At 34.8% G+C, this 13,923-nt stretch carries 14 protein-coding genes; 2 read left to right on the top strand and 12 right to left on the bottom strand.

Annotated elements, in window-relative coordinates; translation table 11 throughout:
• Positions 1 to 151 precede the first annotated feature (151 nt).
• Positions 152 to 880, bottom strand: coding sequence for a TIGR03915 family putative DNA repair protein (locus RBQ61_RS07880; protein ID WP_308139938.1), 729 nt, complete (start codon positions 878 to 880; stop codon positions 152 to 154).
• A 7-nt stretch (positions 881 to 887) separates the two neighbouring features.
• A complete protein-coding gene (locus tag RBQ61_RS07875) occupies positions 888 to 2,135 on the bottom strand; it encodes a putative DNA modification/repair radical SAM protein (RefSeq protein WP_308139937.1) in 1,248 nt (415 codons plus the stop codon).
• A gap of 436 nt (positions 2,136 to 2,571) precedes the next feature.
• On the opposite strand from RBQ61_RS07875, the gene RBQ61_RS07870 reads away from it, so the two are divergent.
• Positions 2,572 to 3,189 (top strand): CAP domain-containing protein, encoded by a 618-nt coding sequence (locus tag RBQ61_RS07870; protein ID WP_308139936.1) that lies wholly within the window; start codon positions 2,572 to 2,574, stop codon positions 3,187 to 3,189.
• 47 nt (positions 3,190 to 3,236) lie between these two features.
• Here the strand turns inward: RBQ61_RS07870 and RBQ61_RS07865 are convergent, their stop codons facing one another.
• The 3 genes from RBQ61_RS07865 to RBQ61_RS07855 are packed head-to-tail and all read right to left on the bottom strand — an operon-like array spanning position 3,237 to position 6,586.
• Positions 3,237 to 4,412: an aldo/keto reductase gene (locus RBQ61_RS07865; protein WP_308139935.1), complete on the bottom strand. Its 1,176-nt coding sequence runs from the start codon at positions 4,410 to 4,412 to the stop codon at positions 3,237 to 3,239.
• A gap of 15 nt (positions 4,413 to 4,427) precedes the next feature.
• Complete coding sequence (locus RBQ61_RS07860; protein WP_308139934.1) at positions 4,428 to 5,903, bottom strand: ATP-binding protein; 1,476 nt, start codon at positions 5,901 to 5,903, stop codon at positions 4,428 to 4,430.
• A complete protein-coding gene (locus RBQ61_RS07855; RefSeq protein ID WP_308139933.1) occupies positions 5,903 to 6,586 on the bottom strand; it encodes a response regulator transcription factor in 684 nt (227 codons plus the stop codon). The genes RBQ61_RS07860 and RBQ61_RS07855 overlap by 1 nt, the downstream gene beginning before the upstream one ends.
• Positions 6,587 to 6,760: 174 nt before the next feature.
• Here RBQ61_RS07855 and RBQ61_RS07850 point away from each other — a divergent pair, with 174 nt between their 5' ends.
• Complete coding sequence (locus RBQ61_RS07850; RefSeq protein ID WP_308139932.1) at positions 6,761 to 7,180, top strand: hypothetical protein; 420 nt, start codon at positions 6,761 to 6,763, stop codon at positions 7,178 to 7,180.
• A gap of 120 nt (positions 7,181 to 7,300) precedes the next feature.
• On the opposite strand, the gene RBQ61_RS07845 is transcribed toward RBQ61_RS07850, so the two are convergent.
• The 7 genes from RBQ61_RS07845 to RBQ61_RS07815 form a co-directional block, all read right to left on the bottom strand.
• Positions 7,301 to 7,978 (bottom strand): Crp/Fnr family transcriptional regulator, encoded by a 678-nt coding sequence (locus RBQ61_RS07845; protein ID WP_308139931.1) that lies wholly within the window; start codon positions 7,976 to 7,978, stop codon positions 7,301 to 7,303.
• A gap of 175 nt (positions 7,979 to 8,153) precedes the next feature.
• Positions 8,154 to 9,098 (bottom strand): alpha/beta fold hydrolase, encoded by a 945-nt coding sequence (locus RBQ61_RS07840; RefSeq protein ID WP_308139930.1) that lies wholly within the window; start codon positions 9,096 to 9,098, stop codon positions 8,154 to 8,156.
• Positions 9,099 to 9,309: 211 nt separating this feature from the next.
• Positions 9,310 to 10,335, bottom strand: a complete 1,026-nt coding sequence (locus tag RBQ61_RS07835; RefSeq protein WP_308139929.1) for an XdhC/CoxI family protein — start codon at positions 10,333 to 10,335, stop codon at positions 9,310 to 9,312.
• Positions 10,336 to 10,525: 190 nt separating this feature from the next.
• Positions 10,526 to 10,690, bottom strand: a complete 165-nt coding sequence (locus RBQ61_RS07830; RefSeq protein ID WP_308139928.1) for a CPC_1213 family protein — start codon at positions 10,688 to 10,690, stop codon at positions 10,526 to 10,528.
• A 245-nt stretch (positions 10,691 to 10,935) separates the two neighbouring features.
• Positions 10,936 to 11,430, bottom strand: coding sequence for a hypothetical protein (locus RBQ61_RS07825; protein WP_308139927.1), 495 nt, complete (start codon positions 11,428 to 11,430; stop codon positions 10,936 to 10,938).
• Positions 11,418 to 11,756 (bottom strand): YtrH family sporulation protein, encoded by a 339-nt coding sequence (locus RBQ61_RS07820; RefSeq protein ID WP_213927048.1) that lies wholly within the window; start codon positions 11,754 to 11,756, stop codon positions 11,418 to 11,420. The genes RBQ61_RS07825 and RBQ61_RS07820 overlap by 13 nt, the downstream gene beginning before the upstream one ends.
• 104 nt (positions 11,757 to 11,860) lie before the next feature.
• Entirely contained in the window at positions 11,861 to 13,858 is a 1,998-nt protein-coding gene (locus RBQ61_RS07815; RefSeq protein ID WP_308139926.1) for a fructose-1,6-bisphosphatase, read from the bottom strand.
• Positions 13,859 to 13,923: the final 65 nt, after the last annotated feature.

The raw sequence follows: 13,923 nt of genomic DNA, 5'->3' as shown, positions 1-13,923 counted from the left end.
ATGTTGTTGCTACCGCGTTTCATTATGTTTCATGTTTTTAGCTTATTTGTTGCATGAACTTTATTGCATACTTATTTTCATTTCAAAATAAAAGCATATTCATCTAAAAGTCACAACTTTTTCTAAATAAAAAATTGAACTTTTCTTATGTTCATTTAAATTCAGACATGTTTTTTCTGTATCTGGCAGGAACAAATTGAAACTGCAAATTAAAATTCTTTCTCTCCTTAATTGCCATGTCTGTAAAATACTGCTTCCACAACCCTTGAATCATTGCTTCGTCTTCAGAATATTCAATACTTTCTATATTAATGTTTTCCTTGATTTCCCATGTTTCATCAGCATATATTGCAGCTTTTTTTCTTTTCTCATCATAAATTAAGAATTTCTCAAATCTATATCTATCTGCAAAATGATCAACAACTAATAATAATACATCATTGTCGGGAGAAAATTTTGCAAAAAGAATTCCATCAATATCTGAAAAGCGTAAAATTCCAAGAAATCTATGAACCTCTCTGGTAACCTTAAGAGAAGCCTCTTTTATAGGAAGAACCTTATCATGAGTATAGAAATTCATTGTGTTTTTACCATATTTAAAAGCAAATACTAAAAAATCAAGTATATAATTTTCTTTATTTTCCAAAAAAGACAAATAGCAATAATATATATCAACATATGCTTCTCTGGAAATTTTTTTCAATATCGATTCCGACACAATCGATGCCTTTAATATATCAGTTTCAATCACTTCGCTTTCATTCAGCATTGAATGCTGATATTTTGAAATTTCATATATTCCTGAGGCCGCCTCATTTTTATAATGATAATAGATACAGGTTAGCAATCCTTCAAAAGTCCCATCATATAAATAATCCATAGTACACCTATATTAAATCGTAAATTGAAAGCTGTTGTTGAACTTCCATTCTTCTCAGTTCCGTTTTTATAATCTCAGGATCAAATTTAACATTCCCATAGTATTTTCCTTTAACAGTTATAAAATATTTTGCTCTTTTTAAAACTGTGCGCATTTTTTTTAGCGAATCATAGGACAGTTGCGCATTTTTCCTTTCTCTAACAATTTTTTGGGCACTCTTTACTCCAAGTCCGGGAATTCTCAGAAGTTCTTCGTAAGGAGCCTTATTAATTTCTAAGGGAAACCTGTTCAAATTTCTAAGTGCATACATCATTTTAGGATCGAAATCCAAATCGAGATTTTGGTCGGTTTCCGTAAATAATTCCTCACAATTAAAATAATAAAAGCGCATGAGCCAATCTGCCTGATAAAGCCTGTGTTCTCTCAAAAGAGGTGGCATTGTGCTTATAGCCGGCAGATTGGGCGATGAAATCACAGGAATGTATGCAGAAAAGAAAACTCTCTTCATATTAAATCTATCATATAAATTCTGTGACAATCCAAGGATGGTTTTGTCGCTATCCGGAGTTGCCCCAATAATCATTTGTGTGGACTGCCCTCCCGGCACAAATCTAGGTGTGCTGCGAAAAAATTTTTCATCTTCAATTGTGCGGGTTATTTCATTATTTATTACTGACATAGGTTTAATAATATTTTCAATTTTTTTCTGAGGAGCAAGCGCTCTTAAACTTTTTTCTGTGGGAAGCTCTATATTAACACTCATTCTATCTGCCAGCATTCCTGCTTTTTGAACAAGCATTGGATCTGCTCCCGGAATAACCTTAACATGCACATAACCCCAAAAATTATATTTATATCTCAGTAGTTCCAAAACTTTATATATGTTTTCCATTGTATGGTCGGGACTTTTCTCCACAGCAGAACTTAAAAATAATCCTTCTATATAGTTTCTCCTGTAAAACTGAATTGTCAGCTCGGCAACCTCTTCGGGTGTGAAAGTTGCTCTTTCAGTATTATTCGTCACTCTGTTAAGACAGTAGCTGCAGTCATAGATGCAATCATTTGTAAGTAAAATCTTAAGCAGAGAAATACATCTGCCGTCTGACGACCAAGCATGGCATATACCGGCAGACGAAGCATTCCCTATTCCCCCTACTGTTTTATTCTTTCTTTCAACCCCGCTTGAAACACATGAAACATCATATTTTGCGGCATCTGACAATATTCTTAGTTTATTAAACAAGCTTTCATTCATATTTCACCACGCACCTATTAATCAGTAAAGTAATTTACTCAATAATACTACAATATGATTTGCTTGTCAAACATTTGTTCGAATATTATTTGCTTGGTTTTGTTGTATATGCTGATGTATATATCATTTGTTAAAATATTATTTTATATAAAAGTTATTTTATATTGTATTTTGCATTTCAAAATTATAATAAATGCTGAAATACAAACATTGTGCCTCTAGGTCAAACACTTAGAATTTTGTAATAAACTTGTAATATTTATTTTCAGTTGATAATTGTGTAATATATTTGTCATATTTTCCAACTGTTCAAGTATTTGAGGGTTACATTTCATAATTGTACATGCTATAATTTATTCACAACGAAAGGATAATATCAAAATAGATTACGTTCGTTAAGGTTAGGGGTAATTATATAAAACAAAAGGAGAATATAATGAGAAATAAAATTTTAGCATTAACTTTAGCAACAATTTTAGCACTATCATCAAATACTGCTTTCGCAGCTGATATGAACGCTTTTAACTTCAATTTCTATGACTTGTTTAATAATAATATTAATTATACGAATACAGATTATAATCAAGCGGAATCTAGCGCACAAAAGCAACCTGCTGAAAATTCACAGGCAGAAACTAAACAAACTGCAAATTCATCTACTAAATCTTCAAATTCGAGCTATGAGCAGAGAGTTGTACAATTAGTAAATGTTGAGAGAGAAAAAAACGGACTTAACCCTTTGGTATTGGATTCATCTATTTCTAATGTAGCAAGAGCTAAATCAAAGGACATGGCCGATAACAACTATTTTGCTCACCAGTCTCCCACATACGGAAGTGCCGGTGACATGTTAAGAAACTTTGGAATTAACTGGTCAGCATGGGGTGAAAATATAGCATCAGGCCAAAATACACCTGAACAGGTAGTTAACGCATGGATGAATTCCGAAGGTCATAGAGCAAACATACTTTCAACCAACTTTGGAAAAATAGGCGTTGGATATGTTACTGATTCAAACGGAACACCATATTGGACACAGATGTTCACAAATTAATCTACAATGTATTTAAAAACCACAAGTAGCATATGCTGCTTGTGGCTTTATTTAATTCTTAGCATTTTTCTTGCTATTTTTATGATTGGTCTGAACAATATTCCCTCCATTTCCTTAGAGACATTTTTCAATTCTTTTCTTATTTCTATTTTTTGAGGACAATGAACTTCACATTTTCCGCATTCAACACATTGTGATGCAAATGCCGACTTTGAAGAAAATCCACCAAGCGTCTGTACGTATTTCCATCTAAATCTTTTACCTGATAGCAAATATTTATCATTGTATGCAGAAAAACACCCTGGTATATTTACCCCGTGAGGACAAGGCATACAGTAGCCGCAGGCTGTGCATGGAATTTTAGTTTTTTCAGCCATTATTTTTTTAACCTCATCATACACCCTAAGCTCCTCAAAAGATAATGAACCAGCATGTGCTGATTGGGCCGTATCTATATTTTCCGCAAGCTGGCTTTCAGCATTCATACCTGACAGCACGACTGTAACCTCTTTGTGATTCCACACCCATCTAAGTGCCCATTCTGCAGGAGATCTTTTTTCATCAAAGTCATTAAACGCTGAAATAACTTCTTCCGGAAGATTTGTAACAAGCTTTCCGCCTCTCAGAGGTTCCATTATTATTACAGGTATATTCAGTGAATAAGCAAGCTCCAACCCTGATCTCTCGGCCTGGTTATACTCATCCATATAATTGTACTGTATCTGGCAAAAATCCCAGTCATATGACTTTACAATCATTTCAAAATCTATTTTGCTCCCATGGAAAGAAAAGCCCAGGTTTTTAATAGTTCCTTTTTTCTTTTCTTCCTCAAGCCATTCCATCACACCCAGTGATACCATCTTGTCAAACATTGCCTTGTCAGTTAACATGTGAAGCAGATAGTAATCTATGCATTCAGTTCTCAGACTGTCAAGCTGTGTTTCAAATATTTTTACTGCTCTGTTCAAACTATTTACCATGTAAGGAGGAAGTTTAGTCGCAATTTTCACCCTTTCTCTGTATCCGTCAGTCAGAGCCTTACCTAATAGCACTTCATTTTTCCCTGCCTGATATACGTAAGCAGTATCAAAATAATTTATACCTTGCTCAATTGCACTTCGAATCAGGCTGATTGCTTCAGTTTCATTCGATGGCAACCGAAGGCAGCCAAAGCCAAGTATTGAAAGTTCATCACCATTTTTTATGTTTGTTCTAGTAAGCATATACACCTTCACTTTTTACTTCACATCTGATAAGTCAAATATAAAGCTCGTTCCTTTATTTTGTTCGCTGGCTGCTGTTAAGCTAATGCCATGCCTTAATGCTATTTGCTTTGCAATTGTCAGCCCCAGTCCTGTTCCTGTCTTGTTGTTGTCTGATTCATCTTTAAAATAACGATCAAATATATGAGGAAGATTTTCTTTTGAAATACCGATACCTGTATCTTTTATAATTACTTTTTGTTTTTCCATATTAATGCTGACCGTTTCATTTTCCTTAGAAAATTTAATTGCATTATCTACTACAACCATGAACATCTGTCGAAGACGCCCGTAGTCACCGTTAATAATAAACAAATTCGTATCATGCACGTACTCTATTTTAATGTTTTTGCGCTGTGCAATTTTTGAAGCACTTCGTACAACATCTTCTAAAATATCAAATATATTAACATCTTCTGTTTCTATTTTAAAGTCTGTATTCTGAAGCCTTGACAACTCAAGCAGATCATTAACCAGCCTTTCCAACCCTTTGCTTTCACTGAGCATCTGCATGTAATACTCCGATATTTTTTCCGGATCCTTAATTATACCATCGCACAAAGCTTCAAGAGATCCCCTGATAACTGTTACTGGCGTCCTAAGTTCATGTGAGATGTTGGATATGAATTCCTGCCTCTGCTTTTGAAGATTTTCGCTCTCAAGACTTGCTAGATAAAGTTTATGGCTTAACCAGTCCAAAGTGTTTGCAAGCTCTCCAATTTCGTCGTTCTGATTTACTTCCGTCCTTGCGGAATACTGTCCTTGAGCAAGCTTAAATGCTGTATCCTTCATATTTTTTAAAGGCTTTGCAAATGTAACCGCAAGTACCGTTGACAGAATAATGGATAAAACAAGGGAGACAAGAATACTCAGCACTAATACTTTATATCCTTCCTTAACACCTTCATCAATCCCCTTTACAGGCGAATGTAAAAGTAAAGCTCCAATAATTTCATTCCCTGACTTAATAGGTGTTCCCACAGTAATAGTAGGCGAATCTAAAAGATCACTGAATCCCTCGCTGAACGTTGTAACTCCATTAAACACTTCTCTTACTACTGAATCCGCATCTTCAGGCAGGTCAGCATAACTGTAATTCATATGTGCCATAGTTCCAGTTGTGAGCAAGTTCAAATCTTCATCTACAATCCATGCATCAGCCATTGCAATATCATCTATATTTTTCAGATATGTTCCTATTCCGCCTCTCATGGTCATCATACCATTCATGCCCATTTTCCCATGCATACCCCCGAAATCTAACCCCGAGCCTTCAGTCAGTTCAGATATTGTATCCGCAATTGTCAGTGCCCTGTTTTCCATTTCCGTTTTATGCAAATCTACTGTATTATTTTTAAATAGACTGATAAAAATTATTCCTATTATGACAGCAAACACAATAAGGGCTGCAGAAAAATATATAGTCAGCTTAAACGCAATTTTATTTTTCATTATCTCACCTCAAATTTATATCCCACACCCCATATGGTTTTTATTTCCCAACCATCGTGTTCAAATTCATCAAGCTTTGAACGCAGCCTTTTTATATGGGAATCAACAGTTCTGTTATCTCCGTAATAATCATATCCCCATAAGCTGTTAAGCAGGTTTTCTCTGGTAAAAACCTTATTTTTACTTGAAGCAAGCGTCCAAAGTATTTCTATTTCTTTTTTTGTTAATGATACTTTCTCATCATTAATCGTTACATTGTAATCGTCCATATCAATTACCAGGTTTGAATATGTTATCAGTTGTTTGTTCACCTTATCATCAGAAAATATCCTGCGCATAATTGCCCTTACTCTTGCCATGACTTCACCAGGAGAAAACGGTTTAACTATATAATCATCCGCTCCTATATCAAGTCCCATAATTTTTTCAAAATCCTCTCCTCTGGCAGTTATCATAATAACAGGTACATTTGACTTTTTGCGTATTTCACGGCAGACCTCAAATCCGTCCTTTTGAGGCATCATTACATCAAGTAATACAATATCCGGAGCATATTTATCAAATGCTTCCACAGCTGAATTTCCGTCATAAGCTATTTTGACTTCAAATCCTTCGCTTAGAGCATACTCCTTTAAAATTGAAGTTATCTGTCTGTTGTCATCTGCAATCAGAATTGTTGGCATACAATCACCTCATTTTGTTTTGATAATTATACCATATTAAAATAAATGTGTGACTAATTTATGTCTTTTTAAAATTAATTTTCATAAAAAATAAATACTTTTGACAAAATTTCGCCATAATTATAGGTTATCTTAATTACATAGAACAAAACAAAATAAATGGAGGTACAAAAAATGAAAAAATCTAAAAAAATTATACTTGCAGGAGTAGCAGCATTCACTTTGGCTATAACTTCCGTAACTGCATTTGCATTCACAACTGGTTCACCGGCTGAAATTTTTGCGGGGTTAACAGAAAAAACCGTAGATGAAGCAATAGATCTAAGATACGAATCTGGCAAGACATTCGGTCAGCTGGCATCTGATGAGGGAGTGTGGGAAGAATTCAATACAGAAATGCTGGAAGGTAAAAAAAGTTTACTTGACGAAAGAGTTGCCAATGGTTATCTAACACAGGAAGAAGCTGATGAAATATATTCAGGTATTCTCGAAAGAACGGAATACTGTGATGGTTATGGCATCGGTGGCGGTCGTATGGGCTGCAATTATGGAAATGGATTTGGCCAAGGTAGAGGATACGGAAGGATTCGATAGAATAGAAAGTTTAAAGAAACACAATCAAATATTATAATATAACAAAGCCGTAAGAGCTATTTCTATCTTACGGCTTTGTTTTAGATATAAATAATCATATTGAAATAATTACTATTCTGCTTATATTACCATTTCTTTGAGTTTTTCTTTATCCGTAACACGTATCAATCCTCTGGACAACTTAAGTATTCCCTGGGACTCAAAAGTTTTGAGCATCCTTGAAACAACTTCTCTAGCACTGCCAAGATACTTTGCTATCTGCTCGTGTGTAAGGCTTATATCTGTTGTTCTATTTTTAGCAATTTCGTCTATAAGAAATGTAGCAAGCCTTTTGTCAAAGCTCATAAATAAAATTTGCTCAATAGCCCACATTACGTCCGAAAATCTTTCTACTGTATTCTTGTAAGCAAAATTCTCAACATATATGTTTTGATTGTTAAGCTGACTGAATGTTCCTACATTCAGCTGCAGAACTTCAGTTTTTGTCTCTGAGTTTATCATAACGTCAAATGTTATATTATTTAATATGCATGACGCCGACAAAACACAGGTATCTCCTTCTGAAAGCCTGTATAACGTAACTTCTCTTCCATCCTCAGACATTATATAGACGCGCAGGCCTCCCTTTTGAATAAGGAGCAGGCCAAGACATTCGTTTTCTGCGCTATGCAAAATTTCATCTTTATCATAAAATACTTTTGTAGTATTGTTTTTTATCAGAGCTTTTTCCGATTTGTCAAGATTGTTCCAAAATGGTAAGTTGTATTCTAAATATTCAAGATCAATTTCATTAAGCATAATATCACCCCAATTATTATTATATATAATATTATACTTACTGACACAATTAATCAACAATATATTAAAAATATAGAGTATTACCATGAAATGAACCATCTTGGCATATATATCTACTGCTTTCTAAACTCCTGCTGCGCTCCGGCTGTCAATACACATTTAGATGTATAGCTAATCAGTGCATAGACTCATTCTCTGCAAAAAGTTCATCCATCCACATCAAAACATCTTCGTAAACCTGCTCTCTGTCCAATTCGTTCAGGACTTCATGCCTGTCTCCACTATATATTTTTACCGAAATATTTTTCTTACCAAACTGTCTATATAATCCTGACACCCTTCTCACATCGTTGCCGAATTTGCCCACAGGATCATTATCTCCGGATATAAATATCAACGGAAGATTGTTGGGAATGGCTTCAATTCTTTCTTTTTCATTCATAGAAATCATAACTTCAAACATATTGTAAAATGCGTTCAGGGTAAATATAAAACTTATTCTCGGGTCTGAAACATATTCGTCAACCTTATCATCATCTCTTGTGAGCCAATCAAATTTTGTCCTGCTAGGTTTAAATTTCTTATTGTTACTGCCAACCGACAAATAGTTTACAAATCTGCTTCTATATCTCCAACTTTTAAATGAAGCTATAAATTTAGTAATAAAAATCCCAGACTTTATAACCCAATACGGAGGCTGACCTGTTCCTGAAATTACTGCTCCATCAATTTTGTTCCCGTACAAATTTATAAACTGTCTGGTGAGAAATGACCCCATGCTGTGACCCAATATGAAAAATGGTAAATCAGGATAGTCATTTTTCAAAATATTCATCAGTTTATGCATATCCTCAATAAGAAATCTGCTTCCGCCCTCTCCGAAATAACCTCTGTTATTTTCGCTTAAGACAGACTTTCCATGCCCCAGATGATCGTTGCCTGCTACAAGTACCCCATGTTCCGCCATATATCCGGCAAATTCGTCATATCTTTCTATATGTTCAAGCATTCCGTGGGAAATCTGCATTACAGCCTTAATTTCACCTTCGGGCACCCATTTAACCGCATGTATTTTAGTTTTTCCGTCTGATGAGCTGTAACAAAACTCTTCCGTTGACATATTTTTCTCCTCTTAATTTCCTCTTTTACAAGGAATTATATATTAAATCAATAAAATTTTCAATAAATATAATTATTATGCTGTCACTAGAAATTACGATTCGCCACATATCTACTAATTTCATCAACAAAAGTAAAAAATTGAGCTTTGGAAGTATAAAATAAAAATGCAAGCCGATTAAATTTTTAAACAGCTTGCATTACAATTGTTATTACATAATAGGGTCTATAAACACCTCGATTATGCCACCGCAGACCATTCCGTCATCCTCGGCTTCCTGACCTGTCATATCCACCTTGACCAACTCGCATCTTTGAGCGTCTAGAGCGTTAAACGCCTTTTGTCTTAGCTCAGCCTCAACGCAGCCTCCTCCGATAGTACCGATCATTGTGCCGTCCTTGCACACAATCATTTTAGTCCCTACGTCTCTCGGCGAAGAACCCTTTCTTGAAACAATTGTTACTACGGCTTTTGGGATGTTTTTTAACTTTTCACCGGATATTGCATCTACCAGCTCTTTATCAAATGAGCTCATTCCTGACTTCTTATTTTTTATTTCTATTATCTCAGCCATTATAGAAACAGCAATCTCAGCAGGTGTTTCTGCACCTATTTTCAATCCAATAGGAGTATGAACCATGTCAAGCTTTTCTCTGGGAACTCCTTTTTCTTCCAAATAATCAAGCACCTTGCCTACGCGAAGTCTGCTGCCAATCATTCCTATATATGCGTTTTCTTTGTTAATAATTTTTTCCAGACACATTTGATCATATCTGTGTCCTCTGGTAACGATTATGAAAAACGTTCCGCTGTCACCTTCAATCTTGTCCAATGCATCCTCAAATGGCTCATACATAACATTGTCAGCTCCAGCCGCCTTTGCATTGTTTGTAAAAATCATTCTGTCATCAATTACTGTAACTGGTAAATCCATGAGATTGCACATTTTAATTATCGCAATTGAAACATGACCAGCCCCACACACTACTGCACTGTAGCTCTTTCTTAAAAATTCAATGTATATTTTTTCACCATCCACTAAAACAGTCTGACTTTTTTTATTTACAGGCATGGACTCAGCCGCTTTTTTCCAATCTACGCTATCATTTGATTCAGAATATATTTTTTCACCATCTGATAAAATCAGCTTTGCTCCCTTATTTTTGCCTGTCAAATATGTAAAAACCACGTTGTCCTTGCTGCTGTCAAGATCCTGTAAAATTTTATAAAATTCCATAATTCACACCTGCCCTGTTTTTATTAATTCCGTACTTAGAAAGCCTTTGGCTTAAAATAGACTATTCTATTCTTAAATTATATATCTTCATTCATTACAAGTCAATGATATCATGCCGTTCATCACTAAGTTTTGCCATAAATTTCACAATAAAAAAAGGCTGTTACTCTTCGCAACAGCCTTTCTGCAGCTACCTTTCATTTTGATGATCAACTCTATCCTGATAATTATCATCTTTTAATCCAAATACTGCTCTGGCACTTTCCGCTTGAGGATTATGCGTAATATGCTTAGAGCGGAATTTACCATCATGCTTTTTGTTATTTCTTGTGCTTTTCATTTTGTTGTCTGTCATATAAGTCTCCTGAATAACGGTTAAAATAAAAGTGTGATATGTGTCTTTCTTATATACAATGTTCTATGTGGTGTTGCTTAAAAATTTATTAGCACTTTTATTTCTGTAGTCTTATTTTTACCTTAAACTTTAGTTTGATACATATATTATTTTTCCAATGAATTAATTTTTTAACTGCATTTTCATAAGCAAATTAAAAATATAAAAAAATATTTTTTTGCTTATATACAAATAACTATATTGAATTAGGATTCTACTTCTATTTTAGACACCTGAACCCATAATTTTAATATATCAGTCAGAACTAACTTGTTCACAGTCAATTGATACTCTGTCCCACCAAGCCTTAATATCCTTTTATTTATAACCTGAAAAAGTATCTCCGCATCCAGTCCTTTAATTTCCTTTCCCAGCAAAGATCTGTATTTTTCCTTGATGGATTTTTCAATTTCCATACTATTAATTTGGTGGATCTGCTCTTCGTTGAAGTCAGTAAACTCCAATACAATCTCAACGTCTTTCAGAACAGTCTCTTTATTATTTATAGACTTCTCCAGCTTTGCAAGCTTTTCATCTTTATCAGCTATTGTATTTTCAAGATACGCAATTTTCTCATAAAACGAATCCATCCTATAGCTTACAAGCAGGCTTATGGATATTGCTCCCAGTATTACTCCCCACAGCAGGCCTGTCATGAAGCATATTATAAAAGGATACCCCTTCTGCTTTATCTTCCCCATATTATACCACACCTTTGAAGCAGCCTGATAAATTCATACCCCACATTAGCGCCTGTCAGAGAAATCAATATGTAAAGCAGCTGCTTAATTAACGTGCGTATTTCGCCGTCAAATATCCCTTTTTCAATTACCGTAAATGATGCAAATGTTCCTCCCAAGGACGCTGCTATTGCCCATATTTTTATGGAGTTTGCCGTCTCAACCATAATTTTGTACGGCGGCTGGTTTGAAAGGACAGCTCCCAATCCTGAAAATAAACTTGCTCCTACAACCACACCAAATGCAGTCAAAAAATTGTGAATGGCACTTATATAAAAAGAAGACATTTAATCACCATACCTTTATATTTCTTTTTACAAGGTATGTATGATTAAATGTCTTTATGATACTATGGTTCTATTTATACAATTTATTTATCAATACAGAATTTCTAGCTCTGCTCTTTTATCATCCCTATCCTGTAAGCATCTAAAAGCATCTGCAGATCCTTTATTTGCTCCTTAAGCTCTTCACCGTTGTCTGTATCACCCACTCTTTTTCTTTCAACCTCTTTTTGCAAAACTATCGTTGTGGAATGTATGTCCTTTTCCTCTTCAATTGCTTTTTGAGTAGATTCAAATGGATCGTGAGATACAAGAATCAAACCGTATGAATTATATATAAGCGTATATCCTGCAATACCCGTTGTTCCCTGATATGCTTTTGAAAAACCTCCATCAATAACCAGCAGCTTTCCATTAGCCTTTAACGGACTTTCTCCGTTTTTAAATTTAACAGGCACATGACCGTTAATAATATGGGAAGAATCTGAATTCAATTCGAACTCTTTAAATATCAAGCTGCACATTTCTTCACTGTCTTCAAGCTTAAAGTATGCATTTTTCTTTTCCTTATGAGTTTTAACATCATCAATAAAATATCTTTCAAATGTAGTCATCTTATCCTTACCGAACAGCGGTGAGTCAGGACCGGTCCAAAGATACCATGTCATATCCATTCCGTAAAGTTTTCCTTCAAGATTGTTCTTATGAAAATATCCCTCTCTGACTAAGATTTCAAGTCTGTCAAAAAAAGCTTTGCCGCTGTATTCTTTTCCCGATGATCCTATTCTTACCTTTTTAAATGTTCCGTCTTCATTCACAGGAATGCATCCATGATATAGAAGATTTGAATTAACCTTCAGGTACATGCTTCCATTAGCCAGCAGAAACCTTATATGTTTTTGAAGTTTTTCACTATTTAAAAATGATGATTTTAATTTATCAATTATTTCTCTTTCTTCTTTTGTAATGAGATACGGATTTTTTGGATCTACCGTTGGGAAATTAGTATCATTTAATTTATACGTGCTGCCACACAAATCAATCGTTCCGTCCTCGAAATTTATTTTATTAAGCAGCAGCCTGTCTTCCATGCCAAAATGCGGACGTCTTCTTATTACTTCGCCTTCAAGCTTAAACTGTATAATTGAAATAGCTTTATGCATTTTTGCTATAAGTTTAAGCTGATTATCCTTAAAATCAGTATTTCCTTCCACTTTAGGTTTAAATTGTACGCAGTCATCGTCTCCGTAAAACTCAAGTGCAAATGTAGCAAGCGGAAGCAGATTAATTCCGTATCCATCTTCTACAGTATCAAGATTAGCATACCTGGTACATATTCTCAGAACTGTCGCTATACATGCCTCATGACCTGCTGCAGCGCCCATCCACAGCGCATCATGATTTCCCCACTGAATATCCACAGCATGATAGTTCAGCAGTGTATCCATAACCTTTTCTGCACCCGGACCTCTGTCAAAAATATCGCCTACAATATGTAGTCTGTCAATGACCAGCCTTTGAATCAGCTTAGACATAGCAACAATAAATTCATCGGCTCTTCCAACTTTTATTATGGAGTTTATTATTTCACAGTAGTATTCTTCCTTGTCATATTCTTCGGGGCCCTTGTGCATGAGTTCCTCGATTATATATGCAAACTCCTTTGGTAAAGCCTTCCTTACCTTCATTCTTGTGTACTTGAAGGCAGCCTTTCTGCTTACAACTATAAGCCTGTAAATAGTAAGTTTATACCATTCCTCTATGTTTTCTTCCTGCTTACGTATAATTTCAAGCTTCTGTTCAGGGTAATATATAAGTGTAGCCAGACTTTTTATATCCTTTTCACTCATTATTTCACCAAAAACCTCGGTAATTTTTCGTTTTATATTGCCTGATCCGTTCTTTAACACATGGTTAAACGATTCATACTCACCATGTATGTCTGATAAAAAATGTTCGGTTCCTTTAGGAAGATTTAATATTGCCTGCAAATTGATTATTTCCGTACAGCAAGAAGCAATAGTTGGAAATTGCTTTGATAAAAGCTTTAAATACCGCAATTCTTCATTCAAATCCTGAACCGCGTCTTCAATTGAATATTGCATGACACTCTCCTTAATAAGATATTTTATTTCTAGAGTATTCACATGATCTATATTTATATTATACC

The organism is Sedimentibacter sp. MB35-C1, from assembly GCF_030913635.1.
Classification (GTDB): Bacteria; Bacillota; Clostridia; order Tissierellales; family Sedimentibacteraceae; genus Sedimentibacter.
This window is presented reverse-complemented; position numbering and strand designations above follow the sequence as displayed.

Coding starts and splice junctions, on each gene's coding strand:
- RBQ61_RS07840 (WP_308139930.1), bottom strand. CDS start 9,098: ATGTCAACGGAAGAGTTTTGTTACAGCTCATCAGACGGAAAAACTAAA.
- RBQ61_RS07820 (WP_213927048.1), bottom strand. CDS start 11,756: ATGTCTTCTTTTTATATAAGTGCCATTCACAATTTTTTGACTGCATTT.
- RBQ61_RS07880 (WP_308139938.1), bottom strand. CDS start 880: ATGGATTATTTATATGATGGGACTTTTGAAGGATTGCTAACCTGTATC.
- RBQ61_RS07870 (WP_308139936.1), top strand. CDS start 2,572: ATGAGAAATAAAATTTTAGCATTAACTTTAGCAACAATTTTAGCACTA.
- RBQ61_RS07835 (WP_308139929.1), bottom strand. CDS start 10,335: ATGGAATTTTATAAAATTTTACAGGATCTTGACAGCAGCAAGGACAAC.
- RBQ61_RS07860 (WP_308139934.1), bottom strand. CDS start 5,903: ATGAAAAATAAAATTGCGTTTAAGCTGACTATATATTTTTCTGCAGCC.
- RBQ61_RS07865 (WP_308139935.1), bottom strand. CDS start 4,412: ATGCTTACTAGAACAAACATAAAAAATGGTGATGAACTTTCAATACTT.
- RBQ61_RS07845 (WP_308139931.1), bottom strand. CDS start 7,978: ATGCTTAATGAAATTGATCTTGAATATTTAGAATACAACTTACCATTT.
- RBQ61_RS07825 (WP_308139927.1), bottom strand. CDS start 11,430: ATGGGGAAGATAAAGCAGAAGGGGTATCCTTTTATAATATGCTTCATG.
- RBQ61_RS07850 (WP_308139932.1), top strand. CDS start 6,761: ATGAAAAAATCTAAAAAAATTATACTTGCAGGAGTAGCAGCATTCACT.
- RBQ61_RS07815 (WP_308139926.1), bottom strand. CDS start 13,858: ATGCAATATTCAATTGAAGACGCGGTTCAGGATTTGAATGAAGAATTG.
- RBQ61_RS07855 (WP_308139933.1), bottom strand. CDS start 6,586: ATGCCAACAATTCTGATTGCAGATGACAACAGACAGATAACTTCAATT.
- RBQ61_RS07830 (WP_308139928.1), bottom strand. CDS start 10,690: ATGACAGACAACAAAATGAAAAGCACAAGAAATAACAAAAAGCATGAT.
- RBQ61_RS07875 (WP_308139937.1), bottom strand. CDS start 2,135: ATGAATGAAAGCTTGTTTAATAAACTAAGAATATTGTCAGATGCCGCA.